Below are 15,605 nucleotides of genomic sequence, written 5' to 3' on the forward strand. Positions count from 1 at the left end.
GATTCTCACTGCTCCGCGGCCGGTGGCTGGCGCCACTCCAAGCCGACCCGGCGGCGTAACGACCGTTCCGACGCGTCCGGTTACTCGTCGACGACCGCGCCGATCTCCTCGAACACCTCGTCGGGGGTGCCCTCGCCGTCGATCTCGACGAGTTCGCCTCGCTCGCGGTAGTGTTCGACGACCGGTTCGGTGTTCTCGGAGTAGACCCGGAGCCGCTCGCGGACGGTCTCTTCGGTGTCGTCGTCCCGCTGGACGAGTTCGCCGCCACAGTCGTCACAGACGCCCTCCTCCTCGGGCGGCGCGAACTCGACGTGGTAGTTCGTCCCGCACTCCGTACAGACCCGGCGTCCGGTGAGCCGTTCGACGAGTTCCTCCTCGCTCACGTCGAGGAACACCGCCGCGTCGAGGTCGGTGATCTCCGAGAGGAACTCCGCCTGATCCAGGTTTCGTGGATAGCCGTCGAGGACGTAGCCGTCAGCGTCCGAAAGCGCCGTCTTCACGATCTCGTTGACGACCGCGTCGGGAACGAGTTCACCCGCCTCCATGTACGCACGCGGCGTGTCGAACTCCGTGTCCATGTGGGAGATGTCCATGTCCTTGTTGGCGCGCAGGGCGTCGCCCGTCGTGACGTGTTCGAGGTCGAACTCGGTGGCCAGGCGCTTCGACTGCGTCCCCTTGCCGGCACCGGGAGCGCCGAGCAGCAGGATGTGCTTGCTCATATCTCCACCGAGCCACCCCGGGGTTAAAGAGTTGAAGAATCGGTTCGTCGCCGCACGCGCCGACGACGGAGCGAGTGTGGAGTCGTCGGGTCCGTTCGGCCGCCAGCCTCACCCCCCCAACGGGAGCCGATCGACGTGCAGCCGATCCGACACCGACTTGTCCCCGTTCGCTCTTGACCGGAACGATGGCTCGGCCCTCCCGCCGCTGGCTCCTCGTCGGCGTCGCCGCCGTCCTCATGGGGACGGCGGGCTCGTACCAGTTCGTCTGGTCGTCGATCAGCGGCGCGGTCGGCGCTCGCTTCCCCGGCATCTCCGGCCCCGCGCTCGGTACCGTCTTCACGCTGTTCGTCGCCGCCCAGACGCTCGCCCAACTCCCCGCCGGCCGGATCCGCGACCGCTACGGCCCGCGGAACGTCCTCCTGGTCGCCGCCGCCTGTCTGTTCGTCGGCTACGCCGGCGTCGGCGTCGCCACCTCGTTTCCCGTGGTCGCCGTCGCGTACACCCTCGGCGGCGTCGGTGCCGGCATCGCCTACACCGTCGCGGTGAACACGCCGGTCAAGTGGATCCCCGAGGACGGCCGCCGCGGGCTCGCGACCGGTCTCGTGACGATGGCGTACAGCGGGACCAGCGTCCTCTTCATCCCGCTCCTCCGCGGCTCGATCGACGACGCCTTCACCACCACGCTCGTCGCTCTCGGCGGCGTGGTCGGCGTCGGCGGCCTGCTCGGCGCGTGGCTCGTCCGCGATCCCGACCGCGTGGGCCGCGACCGGCCGAGCGAGGACGGCGACCAAGCAGACGACAGTGACGCCCCGGCCGAGTCCGACGCCGTCGAGAGTACCGGCGACGGGGACGCGGAGACGCCGTTCGACGACGGCGTCGGCTGGCGCACGGCGATCGGGACGTGGCAGTTCTGGGTGCTCTACGCCGTGTTGGTCGTGGTGAACGGCGTCGGGCTCATGCTCGTCGGGCAGTCTGTCAGCTTCGCCACCGGGCTCGGACTCTCGGCGACCGTGGCGACGACGGTCGCCTCGTCGATCGCCCTCGCCGACGGGGCCGGCGTGTTGATCGTGAGCGGCCTCTCCGATCGGTTCGGCGGCGAGCGGACCGCGGGCGTGTCGCTCGTCGTCTGTGGCTGTGCGCTCGCCGGGAGCGTCGTCGCCGGTGCCCGGGGGCTGGCCGTGCCGTTCGTCGCGCTCGTCGGTTGTGCGGCCTTCTTCCGCAGCCCCGTCTTCGGCATCTTCCCGACGCTCGTCGCCGACTACTACGGCGCGGCGCGCTCCTCGGAGAACTACGCCGCGGTGTACACGGCGAAGATCCCCGGCGGCGTCGTCGGCGGCACGGTCGCCGGCGCGCTCGTCGTCGCCCTCGGCTGGTCGCGTTCGTTCCTCCTCGGGGCGGCGCTCCTCGTGGCGGCCGGGGTCGCGGCGCTGCTCCTCCGCCCCGTCTCGCCCGACGACGACGACGCAGGCCCCAGCGCCCGCGAAGCCGTTGGCGACGACTGACGGACACCGAAGCGCCCGCCGGGCTCGGAACGCCACCGGTTTGTGCCCCCGCGACGAACCGGAGCGCATGACTCGCTTCGACGCCGACACCCCGGCGGAACGCCGAAAACTGTTCGCCGAGGCCGTCACGGCCCACCGCAAGCGCGGGAGCCCGTTCCTCACGATCACCGTCGAGGCCGACCCCGACCTCGACGGCACGGACGACGACGGCGACCCGCTCGCGGCACCGTGGCTCCAGTTCGCCGAGAAGACGTTCAACCTCGACGTCACGGAGGACGAACACGACCGGCTGAAGGCGCTCCTCGACGAGTTCCGCGAGTTCCGCATCGAGGAGGTGCACACGCCCGAGGAGAGCGAGGGGACGAACCTCCGGATCACCGCCCGGTCGGACGCCAACCGTCTCGCGGGCTTCGTCGACCGCGCCTTCACCGAGGTGTACGGCCGCGACGACGACTACCGCGCGTGGGTCACGCAGATCTGATCCGAGTCGTCGGCCGCCCGGGCGGTCATCGGACGGTGCGGCCCGTGCGGCCCGTGCGGGCTGGACACGACCGCCGACCCCGTGACAGCCCGGCACACTGTCGCCGGGAGGGGAACGACCTAAGACACCTGACCTCATAGCCGGCGTCAATGAGCCCACAGTCGAGAAACAGACCGCGAGCGTTCGTACGGACAGCCGACCCTGGGGGTCCCGGACGTGGTTGAGGACGACACTCCCCCGTCGAACCTGCTCTCCAGACCGTTCGTTCCCGTCGCCAGCGTCGACGACGCCCGAATCACCGCCGACGCGGTGCTCGACCGGATCGCGGCCGCCGACGGGCGGATAACGGTCGCCCACGTCGTCGAGAAGGCGGGCGGTGCGCCCGACAAGGCGTCGGTGGAACAGCGCGAGGGGATCGCCGAGGAGGCGTTCGACCTCGTCCGCGACCGTGCCAGCGCGGCGGGCGTCGCGGTCGAGACCGAACTCCTGTACGGCACCGACGTCGCCGAGACGCTGTTGAGGGCCGCTCACGACGTCGACGCGACCGCCATCGTGTTCACCCCCCGCGGGCACAGGTGGTGGTGGGACCTCTTCAGCGCCGACGTCGCCGACGCGCTCGTCCACGAGAGCGACCTGCCGGTCGTCGTCCTGCCGAGCCCCGCGGAAGCGGCCGACGACGCCGACACCGACGCCGGCGACGCGACGGACACGGAGGACACCGATGAGTGACGGCGACTCGGACGCCGCGCCGCTCACGATCGCGCGACACGGAGGTGCAGCGGCGTGAGCGACGAGGAACTCGCGAAAGACCTCGGTCCCCTCGCCGCGCTGACGATCGGCGTGGGGACGATGATCGGGGCCGGCATCTTCGTGCTCCCCGGGGTCGCGGTCGCGGAGGCCGGCCCGCTCGCTGCCGGCGCGTTCGTCCTCGGCGGCGCGATCGCGCTGCTAACGGCGCTGTCTGCCTCCGAACTCGGGACGGCGATGCCGAAGTCCGGCGGGGCGTACTACTACGTCAACCACGCGCTCGGGCCGCTGTTCGGCTCCATCGCCGGCTGGGCCAACTGGATGGGGCTCGCCTTCGCCTCCGCGTTCTACATGTTCGGCTTCGGCCAGTACGTCAACGAGTTCTTCACCTTCCCGGATCTCGTCTTGGGGCCGCTCACCCTGACGTCGGCGAAGATCATCGCGCTCGCGGGCGGGGCCTTCTTCGTCTTCGTCAACTACGTCGGCGCGAAGGAGACGGGGAAACTCCAGAACTACATCGTCGTCACGCTCGTCGGCATCCTGGCGGTGTTCACGGCGTTCGGCGCGCTCAACGCCGACCTCGCCACACTTCGCCCCTTCGCGCCGGACGGCTACACCGCGCTCCTTCCGGTGACGGGTATCATCTTCGTCTCCTACCTCGGCTTCGTCCAGATCACCTCCGTCGCCGAGGAGATCAAAGACCCCGGCAAGAACCTCCCGCGGGCCGTCATCGGGAGCGTCCTCATCGTAACGACCGTCTACGCGCTCGTCCTCCTCGTGGTGCTGGCGGCGGTCGACAACTCACTCGTGGCGAACAATCCGACTGCAGTCGTCGACGCCGCACAGTTCCTCCTGGGACCGATCGGCGCGGTCGCGTTGCTGTTCGGTGGGTTGCTCGCGACGGCGTCGTCGGCGAACGCCTCCATCCTCGCCTCCTCGCGGATCAACTTCGCGATGGGTCGCGACCAGATCGTCACGAAGAAACTCAACAACATCCACCCCAGGTTCGGGACACCCTATCGATCGATCGCGCTCACGGGCGTGTTCATCCTACTGTTCATCCTCTTCGGCGACATCGAGACGCTGTCGACGATGGGCAGTACCCTGCACCTGGTCATCTACGGCCTGTTGAACATCGCGCTCATCGTGATGCGCGAGGCCGACCCCGCGGAGTACGAACCCGCCTACACGGTCCCGTTCTATCCGGTCGTCCCCATCGTCGGCGCGATCATCTCCTTCGCGCTCATCGCCTTCATCAACCCGTTCGTCATCGGTCTCTCGATGGCGTTCGTCGTCTTCGCGGCGCTGTGGTATCTACTCTACGCTCGGTCGCGGGCGACGAAGCAGGGCATCCTCGGCCAGTACATCCTCAGCCGCTCCGAGGAGATGCCCGAATCGGCCGTCTCCGCCGCCACGAGCGTCCAGCCCGACGGCGGCCAGTACCGCGTGATGGTGCCGATCGCAAACCCCGGCCACGAGAAAGACCTCATCACGCTCGCCTCCGCGATCGCCAAACAGCGCAACGGGACGGTCGTCGCGATGAACATCGTGCAGGTGCCCGACCAGACGGCCCTCGAATCCGCGCGGCAACAGGACGACTTCGACGCCGCCCGCGGCCTGCTCCAGCAGGCCCGCGAGGACGCCGAGACGTTCGGCGTCACCGTCGAGACCCACACCGTCCTCTCGCACCGCTCGTTCGAGGAGATCTTCGACGCCGCACGCACCTACGACGCGGACCTCACGATCATGGGCTGGGGGCCGGGCGCCCACGGCTCGCCCGGGCGTGCCGAGTCGGCCATCGACGAACTCGCCCACTCGCTCCCCTGTGACTTCCTCGTCCTGAAGGACCGCGGCTTCGATCCCTCCCGCATCCTCGTGCCGACGGCGGGTGGCCCCGACTCCGACCTCTCGGCGGGGGTCGCGCGGATGCTCCGCGACGAGTACGGCTCGGAGATCGACCTCCTGCACGTCGCCGACGACGTCACGGCGGGCGAGGCGTTCCTCACCGAGTGGGCCGAGGACCACGACATCGCCGACGCGAACCTCATCGTCGAGTCGGGCGACGTCGAGGCGGCCATCGAACGCCACGCCGAAGCGGCGTCGCTGCTCATCATCGGGGCGACCGAGCGCGGCCTCCTCGGACGGCTGGTCCGCGGCTCGCTCGTCCTCGACGTCCTCTACGAGGTGGACTGTTCGGTCCTCCTGGCCGAACGCAAGCGCGACCGGAGCCTGCGCGAACGGCTGTTCGGCTGAAACGCGACGCCCGGTCTCCGTCCGCCCTCCGTCTGCTCTCCGTTCGCCTCTCTGTTCCCCCGCCGTCGCGGCTCCCGCACGGCCCGACCGTCCCCACCGAGTGCCGGTTGGCGGTCGTGCCCCGTGAGCCGACAGTATATCCGTCGTGGCTCCTCACACTCGCGTATGAGCCAGTCGCGATCCTCGCGGTCCGCCCCACCCGGTCTCACCGCCGACTCGGTCGCCGAACTCGACGCCGAGAGCGCCTACGTCGACGTCGGCGACGTCACGCTTCACACGGTCGTCGCCGGCCCCGAAGACGGTCCGCCCGTGGTCCTCCTACACGGCTTCCCCGAGTGTTGGTACGGCTGGCACCGGCAGATCCGGCCGCTCGCCGACGCGGGCTTCCGCGTGCTCGTGCCCGACCAGCGCGGCTACAACCTCAGCGCGAAACCCGGCGGCGTCGACGCCTACGGCATCGACTACCTCGCGGGCGACGTCGTCGGTCTGCTCTCCGAACTCGGGTACGACGAGGTCGCCCTCGTGGGCCACGACTGGGGGGCCGCCGTCGCGTGGTGGACGGCGCTGCACCACCCCGACCGACTCGGCCGGGTCGTGGCGCTGAACGTCCCACACCCGACGGTGTTCGAGCGAACCCTCCGCCGGAACCCGCGCCAACAACTGAAGTCGTGGTACGTGCTCTTCTTCCAGCTTCCCTCCCTGCCGGAACGGATCGCCCGCCTGAACGACTGGGCGATCCCCACCCGAGCGCTCCGCGACTCGGCCCGCCCGGGGACGTTCTCGGCGACGGATCTCGACCGCTACCGGACGGCGTGGTCTCAGTCCGGCGCGTACGCGGCGATGGTGAACTGGTACCGCGCGATCGTCCGCGAGCGCCCGACGCCGCGGGAGGAGCGGGTCCGCGTTCCAACCCGGATCCTGTGGGGCGCACGGGACCAGTTCCTCGAACGGTCGATGGCCCGCGAGAGCCTCGACTTCTGCGACGAGGGCTCGCTCCGCTACTTCGAGGAGGCCACCCACTGGGTCCAACACGAGGAGGCGACGGCGGTCGCCGAGGAACTGATCGACTTCTGTGGGACGGACACCGAGAGGTGACATCCTCCCCGGCGTGAACGCCGGGGCTTCCCGTACCGCACGTTGGGATATTTGCCGGTCTACGACACGACCTGTTCTCTCGTGCGAAACGTCCCGCTCTCGCGGTCGAACAAGTATGTCGATGGCTGTGCCACACAGCCGTTACTCCTCTCCTCACCGTGAGGACTCGGAGTTATCTTCTGGCGCATGTTCTCCGCCCCGTTGCAATCCGCATTCCCGACCAACCCACACGACGAGCAGACGTACAACCCACGGTGCTTACGATTCGACTTCGTGTCATCACCACACTTCGAGCAGGTCTTCGATGTATCCCACTCGTTCTCCTTCAGCACCTCAACGCCACGAATCTCGCCCTTGTATTCGAGGTACTGGTAGATGCGATCGAACGCGCATGTATGCAATTTCTTGTTCCCGGTCTTGCCCCAGTCAGACTCTCGCACCTTCTCAGGCCAACTCACCGCGAGCGTTCCAACCCCGCGTTCGACACACTCTGTGATGATGGTGTCCGTCAGCGTGTGGTAGAAATGGGTTTCGCGCTCTGTGAGTTTCTGACGTGCCCACATCGATGTTTCGGACGGGCCGTTCTCCCCCTCAGTCTCGTACTCAGCACGTTTGAAGTAGTGCTTGTCTTCTTTGAGCGAGTTGCCGGGGTAAAGAACGTATTCCTCGGGGAATGCTACCGTGGCGATGTTCTTGATGCCAAGGTCGATGCCTGCCACTCCCTCGCCTGCCGAGTCATTCGTTTCAAGTTCGACTTTGCAGACGAAGTGCAGTTCCCACTCGTCGCCGTTCCAGACGGCGCGAACGTTCTGCACCTTGTTGACTTTCGAGAGGTCAACGTCGGGTCGAGTCTGGTACTCACAGAGCAGGAAGTCCGACCAGTGTGCTTTCAGGTTCTTCCCTTTCGAGAGTCGGACGCGGTCGTTCTCGGGGTCGTGTTTGAACCCGTCTGCTTTGAACGTGACCGTGCTTCGTGGCCGTTTGTCGCCGTGTTTGCGGTAGCTGGGCGGATTTGCCTCGTCAAACTTGTGTCGCAGGTCAAACCATGACTGGAAAGCGTCAGAAAGTTCTTCGATGACTTTCTGACTAGATTGTGCGTTCAAGTCTTTCCAGCACGACTGGTTCTTCATATACGATTTCAGCACGCCCTCGCCTGGGATTTCGCCTGTCACATCCCAGATGCGGGCGGCTGTCCATCGTGCGACGTTCCAGATTTTCGAGGCGGAATCGCCGAGCGAATCAAGCCCATCGCAGACCTGCCGGTGGTTCTGGATGGAACCATCGTAGGTGCGAGTGACCTGAATCGCCACACATAGCCTATGTAGACAATTCTAGTTAATGATGTGGATTAGCGTGGAATATCCGGCCTGCAATCGACAGTGGTCTGTGCAGGAGTTGTCGGATTCACTCCCGCCCTGAAAGGTGGGGTTCTCTCCTCAAAGAAAGATAGCAAGGCTCAATTCCACCCTCGGACAACGTCGGCCGTGTTCGAGCGCCTCGCCGGCGACGACGCCTCCGTCATCGACGACCGCAGCTTCCAGGTCCTCCTGCTCGCGAGCGTCGCCTCCCCGCTCGGTGCGAGCGTCATCTCGCCCATCCTCGACTCGCTCACGACCCCACTCGGCGTCGGCGAAGCGCGAATCGGCCTCCTCATGGCCGTCTTCACCGCCCCCGCGGTGGTGCTCATCCCTGTCGTCGGCGTCGTCTCCGACCGCTACGGCCGCAAGCCCGTCCTCGCCTCGGGACTGGCGCTGTTCGGGACCGCCGGCGTCGCGATCGGGGCGACGACCGACTTCACGGTCGTGCTCGCCCTCCGGCTCCTCCAGGGGGTCGGCTACGCGGGCGTCGCCCCGGTGCTCATCGCCAGCGTCGGCGACCTCTACGAGGGGGCCCGCGAGGCCACCGCCCAGGGGCTCCGGTTTACCACCGTCGGCGTCTCGCTGACGGTGTTCCCCCTCGTCTCGGGCGTGCTGATCGGCGTCGCGTGGCAGGCCCCGTTCGTCCTCTACGCCGTCGCGCTCGTCGCCGCCGGCGTCGTCCTCGTCGCCTTCGAGGAACCGACCCGCGGCGTCGACACCGACCCCGAGGTCGCGGCCGACGGCGGTCGGGCGTCGTGGAACGTCCGGGCGCTCGCCGCGCTCGCCCGTCGCCCGGACGTCGCGGCGACGCTCGTCGGCCGGACCATGCCCTCGTTCCTCTGGTTCGTCTTCCTCACCCACAACTCGCTGCTCGTCGTTCGGGTGCTCGGCGGGACGCCCGGGCACGCCGGTGCGGTCGTCGCGCTCGCGAGCGTCGCCTCCTCGCTCGGGTCGACGCAGGTCGGCCGGCTCACCGCCCGCTTCGACTCCCGCCGGATACCGCTTCTCGTCTCGCTCGTCGCGCTGTCGGGCGGCGTCGCGCTCGTCGGCGTCGCGCCGTCGATCGTCGTCGTGGGCGCGGCGAGCGTCGTCGCCGGTGCCGGCTTCGGCGTCGTCCTCACGCTCTACCGGAGCACGCTCACCGCGGTCGCCACCGACGACGTCCGCGGCGGCCTCGTGAGCGCCGGCGAGTCGGTCGGCCGACTCGGAAGCACCGCCGCCCCGGTCGTCCTCGGGGCCGCCGTCGCCGCGACGCGGGTCGACCTGGGCTTTGCGGACGCCGTCCGGCTCTCGACGGTCGCGACCGCGGTCGCCGCCGCCGCCGTGGGCACGGTCGCCGTCGTCGTCGCCACCCGGGGTTGAGAACTCCGGACCTGTCACCGGATCTATTGTCCGCTCCCCTCCGCTCACCCGAGATACCGAGCGAACTTAGTGAGATTCATATCCCCGGCGTGACGAGTCACGCCTGGCGTAGGGAAGGGAACCCACGCACGGATCACGGGATGCCTGGAGGCCTGCGCCCTTCATGAGCGAAGTCGGCCGCACGCCAGCCACCCGTCGCGGCCACCTCCTTTGATCTCGTCTCGGAGCGCCACGGCTTTGAGCGTCGCCGCCCCAGCGGGGGCATGGAGACGGAACTCGGCAAAGTCGACCGCGAGTTCTTCACCGAGTACCTTTACCCGAACCTCGGGGCCGACCGCGACGACGTCCGTCTGGGGCCGACCCACGGCGTCGACTTCGGCGTCCTCGACGTCGGCGGGCGGGCGCTCGTCGTCGCCACCGACCCCGTCTCGGTGCTCCCTCGGCTCGGCTTCGACCGCGCCGCCCGCTTCGCGCTCGACATCGTCCTCGCCGACGTCGCGGTGTCGGGGCTCGCGCCGACGCACCTCACGGTGTCGCTGTCGCTCCCGCCCGACTTCGGCGACGACGAGTTCGCCACCTTCTGGGAGGCGTGGAGCGACGAGGCCCGGGAGTTGGGAGTCTCGATCGCCGCCGGCCACACCGCCCGCTACGCCGACTGTTCGTTCCCCTGGGTCGGTGCCGCGACCGCCCTCGCCGTGGGCGACCACGACGACGTGATCCGGCCGGACGGTGCCCGCCCCGGCGACGACCTGCTCGTCACGAAGGGGCCCGCGGTCGAGGCGACCGGCCTCCTCACCTCGCTGTTCCCCGACGCGGCCCCGCTGTCGGGCGACGACCTCGCGACGGCCCAGGCCCGGCTCGACGAGGCCGGTGCCGTCCGCGACGCCCGGGTCGTGAGCGAGGCCGGCCGCGGCGGCGTCCGCGCGATGCACGACGCCACCGAAGGCGGCCTGCTGGGGGCCTTTTTCGAGATGGCCGGCGCGGCCGGAGTCCGATTCGACGTCGACACCTCGGCGGTGCCGTGGCGGCCGATGGTGCGCGAGGCGGCCGACGCGCTCGGCTTCGACCCCTGGACCGCGACCACGGCCGGGACGCTCGTCGTCGCGACTGACCCCGCGGTGACCGGCGACGTCGTCGGGGCGCTCGGGGAGGCAGGAATCCCCGCCGGCGTCGTCGGGCGCGTGGCCGACGGCGACGGCGTCACGCTCGACGGCGACGCCGTCGACCCGCCGGTGGGTGACTCCTCGTGGCCAGTGTACGCCGCGCTCGCGGAGGCGTCGGCGACCGACTGAGCGCGACCACTGGTGCGCTCTCGGTGACGCTGGCGGATCAGACCGCGAACCCGCTCTCTAAGACATCGACGACCCGGTCGAGCGCCGCGTCCGCGGCGTCGACCTCCGCGGCGAGGCTCAGAAAGCCGTGTGGCATCGCTGGCTCGTGGTCGTGTCGGGTCGGAACGCCGGCGTCGGCGAGCGCGTCGGCGTAGGCCGCCCCCTCGTCGCGCAGCGGGTCGAACCCCGCCGTGACGACGAGCGCCGGCGGTAACGAGTCGAGCGAGTCGGCGCGGATCGGCGCCGCGAACGGGTTGTACCGGTCGACCGGCGAGCGGAGGTATGTCTCGTGCGCCCACGCCACGTCGCGGCGGGTGAGCAGCGGCCCGTCCGCCTGCTCGTCGTACGAGGGGTAGTCGAGCGAGCAGTCGACCATCGGATAGAGGAGGAGTTGGCCCTCGATCCCGGGGCCGCCGAACTCGCGGGTGAAGAGGCAGGTCGCCGCGGCGAGGTTGCCGCCGGCGCTCGTTCCGCCCACCGCGAGCCGACCCCCGTCCGCGCCGAGCGACGCGGCGTGCTCGGCGACCCACTCGACCGCAGTCACGCAGTCTTCGAGCCCGGCCGGAAACGGCTGTTCGGGCGCGAGCCGGTAGTCGACGGAGACGACGATCCGACCGGCGCGGCGGGCGAGCCGCCGGCAGACGCCGTCGATCGAATCGAGCGTTCCCAGTGCCCAGAGCCCGCCGTGGAAGAAGCAGAGCGCCGGCAGCCGGGTTCCGGGATCGGGGTGGTAGACCCTGAGCGGCAGCTCCCCGCCGGGCCCGTCGATCGCCAGATCGGTCACGCGCGCGAACGCGAGTGGGCCGCTGGCTGCGAACAGTTCGTCTTCGAGTCGACGGGCGCTCTCGACGGAGAGCGCGGACCACTCGGGCACGCCCCGTTCGGAGACGTCGTCGACCACTGCCTGTGCCTGTGCGTCGAGTTCGTCCGCGGCGTCGGCCATACGCACGGAGGGACGAGCGAGGGTAAAACAGCCACGACGGGGGCGGAAAGCTACTTGCGCCGTCCACCCCTGAGTCGGCGCATGGACACCTCCCTCGACGCCGCCCGCCGCATGGACGCGGCGGACCCGCTCTCGGACCTCCGAGAGCGGTTCCACCTCCCCGCGGACGACCTGTACATGGACGGCAACTCGCTCGGGCTCCTCTCGGCGGACGCCGAGGCCGCGCTGGAGCGCGCCGTCGACCAGTGGCGCGACCTCGCCATCCGCGGGTGGACCGACGCCGACCCCGACTGGTTCTCCTACGGCGAGCGCCTCGGCGCGCGACTCGCGCCGCTCGTCGGCGCTCGGCGGGAGGAGGTCGTCGTCGCCAACTCCACGACGGTGAACATCCACACGCTCGTCGGGACGTTCTACGACCGCGACCGGGGCTCGAAAGTCGTCGTCGACGCGCTCGACTTCCCGACCGACCACTACGCGATCCGCGCCCAGCTTCGGTCCAGAGGAGTCGACCCCGACGAGGCGCTCCGCGTGGTCGACAGCCGCGACGGCCGCACCGTCGCCACCGAGGACGTCCTCGCCGCCATCGACGACGACGTGGGGATGGTGTTCCTGCCCTCGGTGCTGTACCGTTCGGGACAGCTGTTCGACGTCGAGACCATCACGGAGGCGGCTCACGACGCGGGCGCACTCGCGGGCTTCGATCTCGCACACTCCGTGGGGGTCGTCCCCCACGCGCTCTCCGACTCGGACGTGGACTTCGCCGTCTGGTGTCACTACAAGTATCTCAACGCCGGCCCGGGTGCCGTCGCGGGCCTGTACGTCAACGACCGCCACTTCGGCGCGACGCCCGCGCTCGCGGGCTGGTGGGGCAACGACAAGCAGACGCAGTTCGACATGGCGATGACGTACGACCCTGCTCCCCACGCCGGCGCGTTCCAGATCGGCACCGTGCCCGTCCTCGCGGCCGCGCCGCTCGACGGCGCGCTCGACGTCCTCGCCGACGCGGGCGGCGTCGAGGCGGCCAGGGAGAAGTCGCTCGCGCTGACCGACTACCTCATCGACCTCGTGGACGAGCGCCTGCCCGAGTGTTCGGTCGGAACCCCGCGCACACACGAGGAACGCGGCGGCCACGTCGCCGTCGAACACCCCGAGGCCGACCGCGTGTCGGCGGCGCTCCGCGACGCGGGTGTCGTCGTCGACTACCGCCCGCCGAACGTCGTCCGCGTCTGCCCCGCACCGCTGTACACTCGGTTCGTGGACGTCTGGGAGGTCGTCTTTCGGCTGCAAGAGATCCTCGACGAGCGCCGCTACGAGGCGTATCCGGCGTCGAGCGGCGTCACGTGACCCCCCGACCGTGGCTCACCAGTCGACGACGCGTCGGTTCCGCCAGAAGCGACCCGACGGCGCGCCCGGCCGGAACCGACAGAGCCACACCGGGGTTTCGGCACCCTCCTCGACCGACTTCGCGGCGTCCTCGCCGCCCATCTCCGTTCGGACCCAGCCGGGACAGACCGAATTAGCGAGCAGGCCGTCGTCGCCGTACTCGCCGTCGAGGTAGACGGTGAGGCCGTTCAGCCCCGTCTTCGAGACCCGGTAGGCTGCCGACCCGCCGCTCTGCCCTTCGCCGAGCGCGCCCATCCCCGACGAGACGTTGACGACGCGGCCGCCGTCGCCCTGGAGCAAGAGCGGAACGGCGTGCTTGCAGAGGAGCATCGGCCCGCGGAGGTTGACCGCCAGCGTCCGGTCCGTCTCGACCGTGGGCGCGGCGACGACGTCGCCGTCGGGTCCGATGATCCCCGCGTTGTTCACCAGGACGTCGAGCCGCCCAACCTCGTTGAAGATCCCATCGACGGCCGCCTCGATGTCGCCCTCCTGGGTCACGTCGAGCAGGACGCGCTCGGTGCCGTCGGGGGTCTCGTTCGCCATGCTCCGACTGCCGGCGTAGACGGTCGCGCCGAGGTCGCGGAGTCGACGGGCGATCTCCGCGCCGATTCCCCTGTTCGCGCCGGTCACGAGCGCTACCTGCCCGTCGAGCGAGTCGTGCAGTTCGACGTCACGTTCGTCGGTGGTCGTCACGTCCGGGGGTCGGATCCGGCGACACAAGACGTTCCCGTTCGGTCGGCGCTGGCCGCCGCTTGCGTCCGCCACCGAGGGCCCTGAGCGCCACTCGACGCTCGACCCAGCCCCGGGATTTAGGCCAAAAGGTCACGTATTCCGACACGATGGCGTGGAAGATCGCGAAGCGAAAGTACGACCGCGCGACGACGGTCGGCAAACTCAGCGTACCGGGGCTGATCGTCTCCGTCGCCGTGGCGTCGCTCACCAGTGGAGCCGTCTCCCTCGCCGGGTCGCTAGGCGGGTTGCTCAGCCTCTTCGGCCTCGCGTTCGGCGCGTTCGGCTGGCTCTTGGGGACGGTCTTCGGGACGGAGCGAACCCGGCGCTTCGACGCCTCGTCACAGCCGGGTGCGCGGTCGACCCGCGGCGACGTTCAGCCGACCCGCGGGGGCGACGTCGGCTACCTGGAGTATCAGTGCGAGCGGTGCGGGACCGTGCTGAACGACTGGAACATCAACGAGTTCGGCTCGGAGTACACGTGCGGTGAGTGCGGCTACGCCCTTGACGACCAGCGGGCCGCGCGCGAGAAGGTCGACGAGGGCTGGGCGTGGGACGAGGAGGAGGGACTCGCCTGACCGTCACCGTGGCGTTTCGACCGCGACGGCGAGTCGCTCGAACGCCTCGCCCGTCCACCGCCACGCGCGCACGGTGGACTGGGGTACCGAGACGATGCAGTAGACGTAGCCCGGCCACGTCGCCTCGGCCTCGTCGATCGCGCTCGGTTCAGGCGGTCCCCGGGGATGGGAGTGGTAGAAGCCGAGGTGTTCGCTCGCGTCCGTCTCGAGCCGATCGATCGACTCGACCGTCGCGGCCGGAGCGAGTTCGTACCGCGTCTCGGGGGTCGACGCGACGTTCGGGACGCGCTCGGCGTGCGTTACGCTCCCCGCCCGCCCGCCGAGAACGCCACAGATCTCCTCGGGTGCGCCCTCACGCGCGTGCTCGAGGAGGCGATCGTGGACCGCCCGCTCGAAGCGGAGTTCAGGCGAAGTCACGCCGCATCGCGATCTCGAACCACGGGCACAGTCGGAGCTGGCGGTACCACTGCGGGTGGTCGTGGAGGTGGTCGTAGTCGACCCAGAGCATGCCCGCGATCTCCTCCTCGTCGGGGTCCAGCGCCGTGTCGTCCAGCGTCACCTTCAGGACGGCACACACCTCCCACTCCAGTCCCGCGTTCTCGTAGTAGCGCTTGTACTCGAACCGGTCGGTCACGCGCAGGTCGTTGTACTGCTCGGGCGTGATGCCGAGTTCCTCCTCGAGCCGCTGTCTGGTCGCTTCCTTCTGGCTCTGGCCCTCGACCGGGTGGGAGGCGACGGTCCCGTCCCAGTGGGTGTCCCAGAGTCGCTTGGTCGGCGCGCGCTGGGCGAGAAGGATGCGTCCTTCGCCGTCGAAGACGAGACAGGTGAACGCGCGGTGGCGGACGCCGTCGCCCGTGTGGGCGTCGAGGCGGTTGACGAGTCCCTGTGGTTCGTCGTCGGCGTCGACGGCGATGACGTCCTGTCTGGCGTTCTTGTGAGGTGTCTCTGCCTGGGCTGCGGCCCCGGACTCCGCGGCCGACTCGGTTTCGGGGTCCGACTCGGTGGAGGCGGACCGACCCTCCGCTGTACTCATATACGTGTCAATGCGGGGAGGGGGGTGAAGTCCTCTTCGGTGCGTGCCGGTCCACCTCCCCCCGTCGGACCGAACGGACCCCGCCCGACCC

General features: G+C 69.4%; 15 protein-coding genes. 9 read left to right on the forward strand and 6 right to left on the reverse strand.

Features of this window, described 5'->3' with window-relative positions:
* Nucleotides 1-80 precede the first annotated feature (80 nt).
* Nucleotides 81-719 (reverse strand): adenylate kinase, encoded by a 639-nt coding sequence (locus tag NKJ07_RS01850; protein ID WP_318568897.1) that lies wholly within the window; start codon nucleotides 717-719, stop codon nucleotides 81-83.
* 185 nt (nucleotides 720-904) lie between these two features.
* Between NKJ07_RS01850 and NKJ07_RS01855 the strand changes: the two genes are divergently transcribed.
* From NKJ07_RS01855 to NKJ07_RS01875, 5 genes are all read left to right on the forward strand, one after another.
* Nucleotides 905-2,221 (forward strand): MFS transporter, encoded by a 1,317-nt coding sequence (locus NKJ07_RS01855; RefSeq protein ID WP_318568898.1) that lies wholly within the window; start codon nucleotides 905-907, stop codon nucleotides 2,219-2,221.
* 67 nt (nucleotides 2,222-2,288) lie between these two features.
* Nucleotides 2,289-2,702, forward strand: coding sequence for a DUF7975 family protein (locus NKJ07_RS01860; RefSeq protein WP_318568899.1), 414 nt, complete (start codon nucleotides 2,289-2,291; stop codon nucleotides 2,700-2,702).
* Nucleotides 2,703-2,918: 216 nt separating this feature from the next.
* Nucleotides 2,919-3,431, forward strand: a complete 513-nt coding sequence (locus tag NKJ07_RS01865) for a universal stress protein (protein WP_318568900.1) — start codon at nucleotides 2,919-2,921, stop codon at nucleotides 3,429-3,431.
* Between the two features lie 54 nt (nucleotides 3,432-3,485).
* Nucleotides 3,486-5,702, forward strand: coding sequence for an amino acid permease (locus NKJ07_RS01870; protein WP_318568901.1), 2,217 nt, complete (start codon nucleotides 3,486-3,488; stop codon nucleotides 5,700-5,702).
* A 165-nt stretch (nucleotides 5,703-5,867) separates the two neighbouring features.
* Entirely contained in the window at nucleotides 5,868-6,797 is a 930-nt protein-coding gene (locus tag NKJ07_RS01875; protein WP_318568902.1) for an alpha/beta fold hydrolase, read from the forward strand.
* Between the two features lie 59 nt (nucleotides 6,798-6,856).
* On the opposite strand, the gene NKJ07_RS01880 is transcribed toward NKJ07_RS01875, so the two are convergent.
* Nucleotides 6,857-8,107, reverse strand: coding sequence for an RNA-guided endonuclease InsQ/TnpB family protein (locus tag NKJ07_RS01880; protein ID WP_318568903.1), 1,251 nt, complete (start codon nucleotides 8,105-8,107; stop codon nucleotides 6,857-6,859).
* Nucleotides 8,108-8,281: 174 nt separating this feature from the next.
* Between NKJ07_RS01880 and NKJ07_RS01885 the strand changes: the two genes are divergently transcribed.
* Nucleotides 8,282-9,517, forward strand: a complete 1,236-nt coding sequence (locus tag NKJ07_RS01885) for an MFS transporter (RefSeq protein ID WP_318568904.1) — start codon at nucleotides 8,282-8,284, stop codon at nucleotides 9,515-9,517.
* A 263-nt stretch (nucleotides 9,518-9,780) separates the two neighbouring features.
* Entirely contained in the window at nucleotides 9,781-10,809 is a 1,029-nt protein-coding gene (locus NKJ07_RS01890) for an AIR synthase family protein (protein WP_318568905.1), read from the forward strand.
* A 37-nt stretch (nucleotides 10,810-10,846) separates the two neighbouring features.
* On the opposite strand, the gene NKJ07_RS01895 is transcribed toward NKJ07_RS01890, so the two are convergent.
* Nucleotides 10,847-11,791 (reverse strand): alpha/beta hydrolase, encoded by a 945-nt coding sequence (locus NKJ07_RS01895; RefSeq protein WP_318568906.1) that lies wholly within the window; start codon nucleotides 11,789-11,791, stop codon nucleotides 10,847-10,849.
* Between the two features lie 81 nt (nucleotides 11,792-11,872).
* Between NKJ07_RS01895 and kynU the strand changes: the two genes are divergently transcribed.
* On the forward strand, nucleotides 11,873-13,135 hold the full coding sequence (gene kynU, locus NKJ07_RS01900) for a kynureninase (protein ID WP_318568907.1): 1,263 nt from the start codon (nucleotides 11,873-11,875) through the stop codon (nucleotides 13,133-13,135).
* Between the two features lie 15 nt (nucleotides 13,136-13,150).
* Here kynU and NKJ07_RS01905 read toward each other — a convergent pair whose 3' ends face one another.
* Complete coding sequence (locus tag NKJ07_RS01905) at nucleotides 13,151-13,867, reverse strand: SDR family NAD(P)-dependent oxidoreductase (protein WP_318568908.1); 717 nt, start codon at nucleotides 13,865-13,867, stop codon at nucleotides 13,151-13,153.
* Nucleotides 13,868-14,013: 146 nt separating this feature from the next.
* Between NKJ07_RS01905 and NKJ07_RS01910 the strand changes: the two genes are divergently transcribed.
* Entirely contained in the window at nucleotides 14,014-14,481 is a 468-nt protein-coding gene (locus NKJ07_RS01910; protein ID WP_318568909.1) for a DC1 domain-containing protein, read from the forward strand.
* A gap of 3 nt (nucleotides 14,482-14,484) precedes the next feature.
* Here the strand turns inward: NKJ07_RS01910 and NKJ07_RS01915 are convergent, their stop codons facing one another.
* Both NKJ07_RS01915 and NKJ07_RS01920 read right to left on the reverse strand, forming a co-directional pair.
* Entirely contained in the window at nucleotides 14,485-14,898 is a 414-nt protein-coding gene (locus tag NKJ07_RS01915; RefSeq protein ID WP_318568910.1) for a desampylase, read from the reverse strand.
* Nucleotides 14,885-15,514 (reverse strand): NUDIX hydrolase, encoded by a 630-nt coding sequence (locus NKJ07_RS01920; protein ID WP_318568911.1) that lies wholly within the window; start codon nucleotides 15,512-15,514, stop codon nucleotides 14,885-14,887. Before NKJ07_RS01920 ends, NKJ07_RS01915 begins: the two co-directional genes overlap by 14 nt.
* Nucleotides 15,515-15,605 lie beyond the last annotated feature (91 nt).

The sequence above is a fragment of the Salinigranum marinum genome, assembly GCF_024228675.1.
Lineage (GTDB): Archaea > Halobacteriota > Halobacteria > Halobacteriales > Haloferacaceae > Salinigranum > Salinigranum marinum.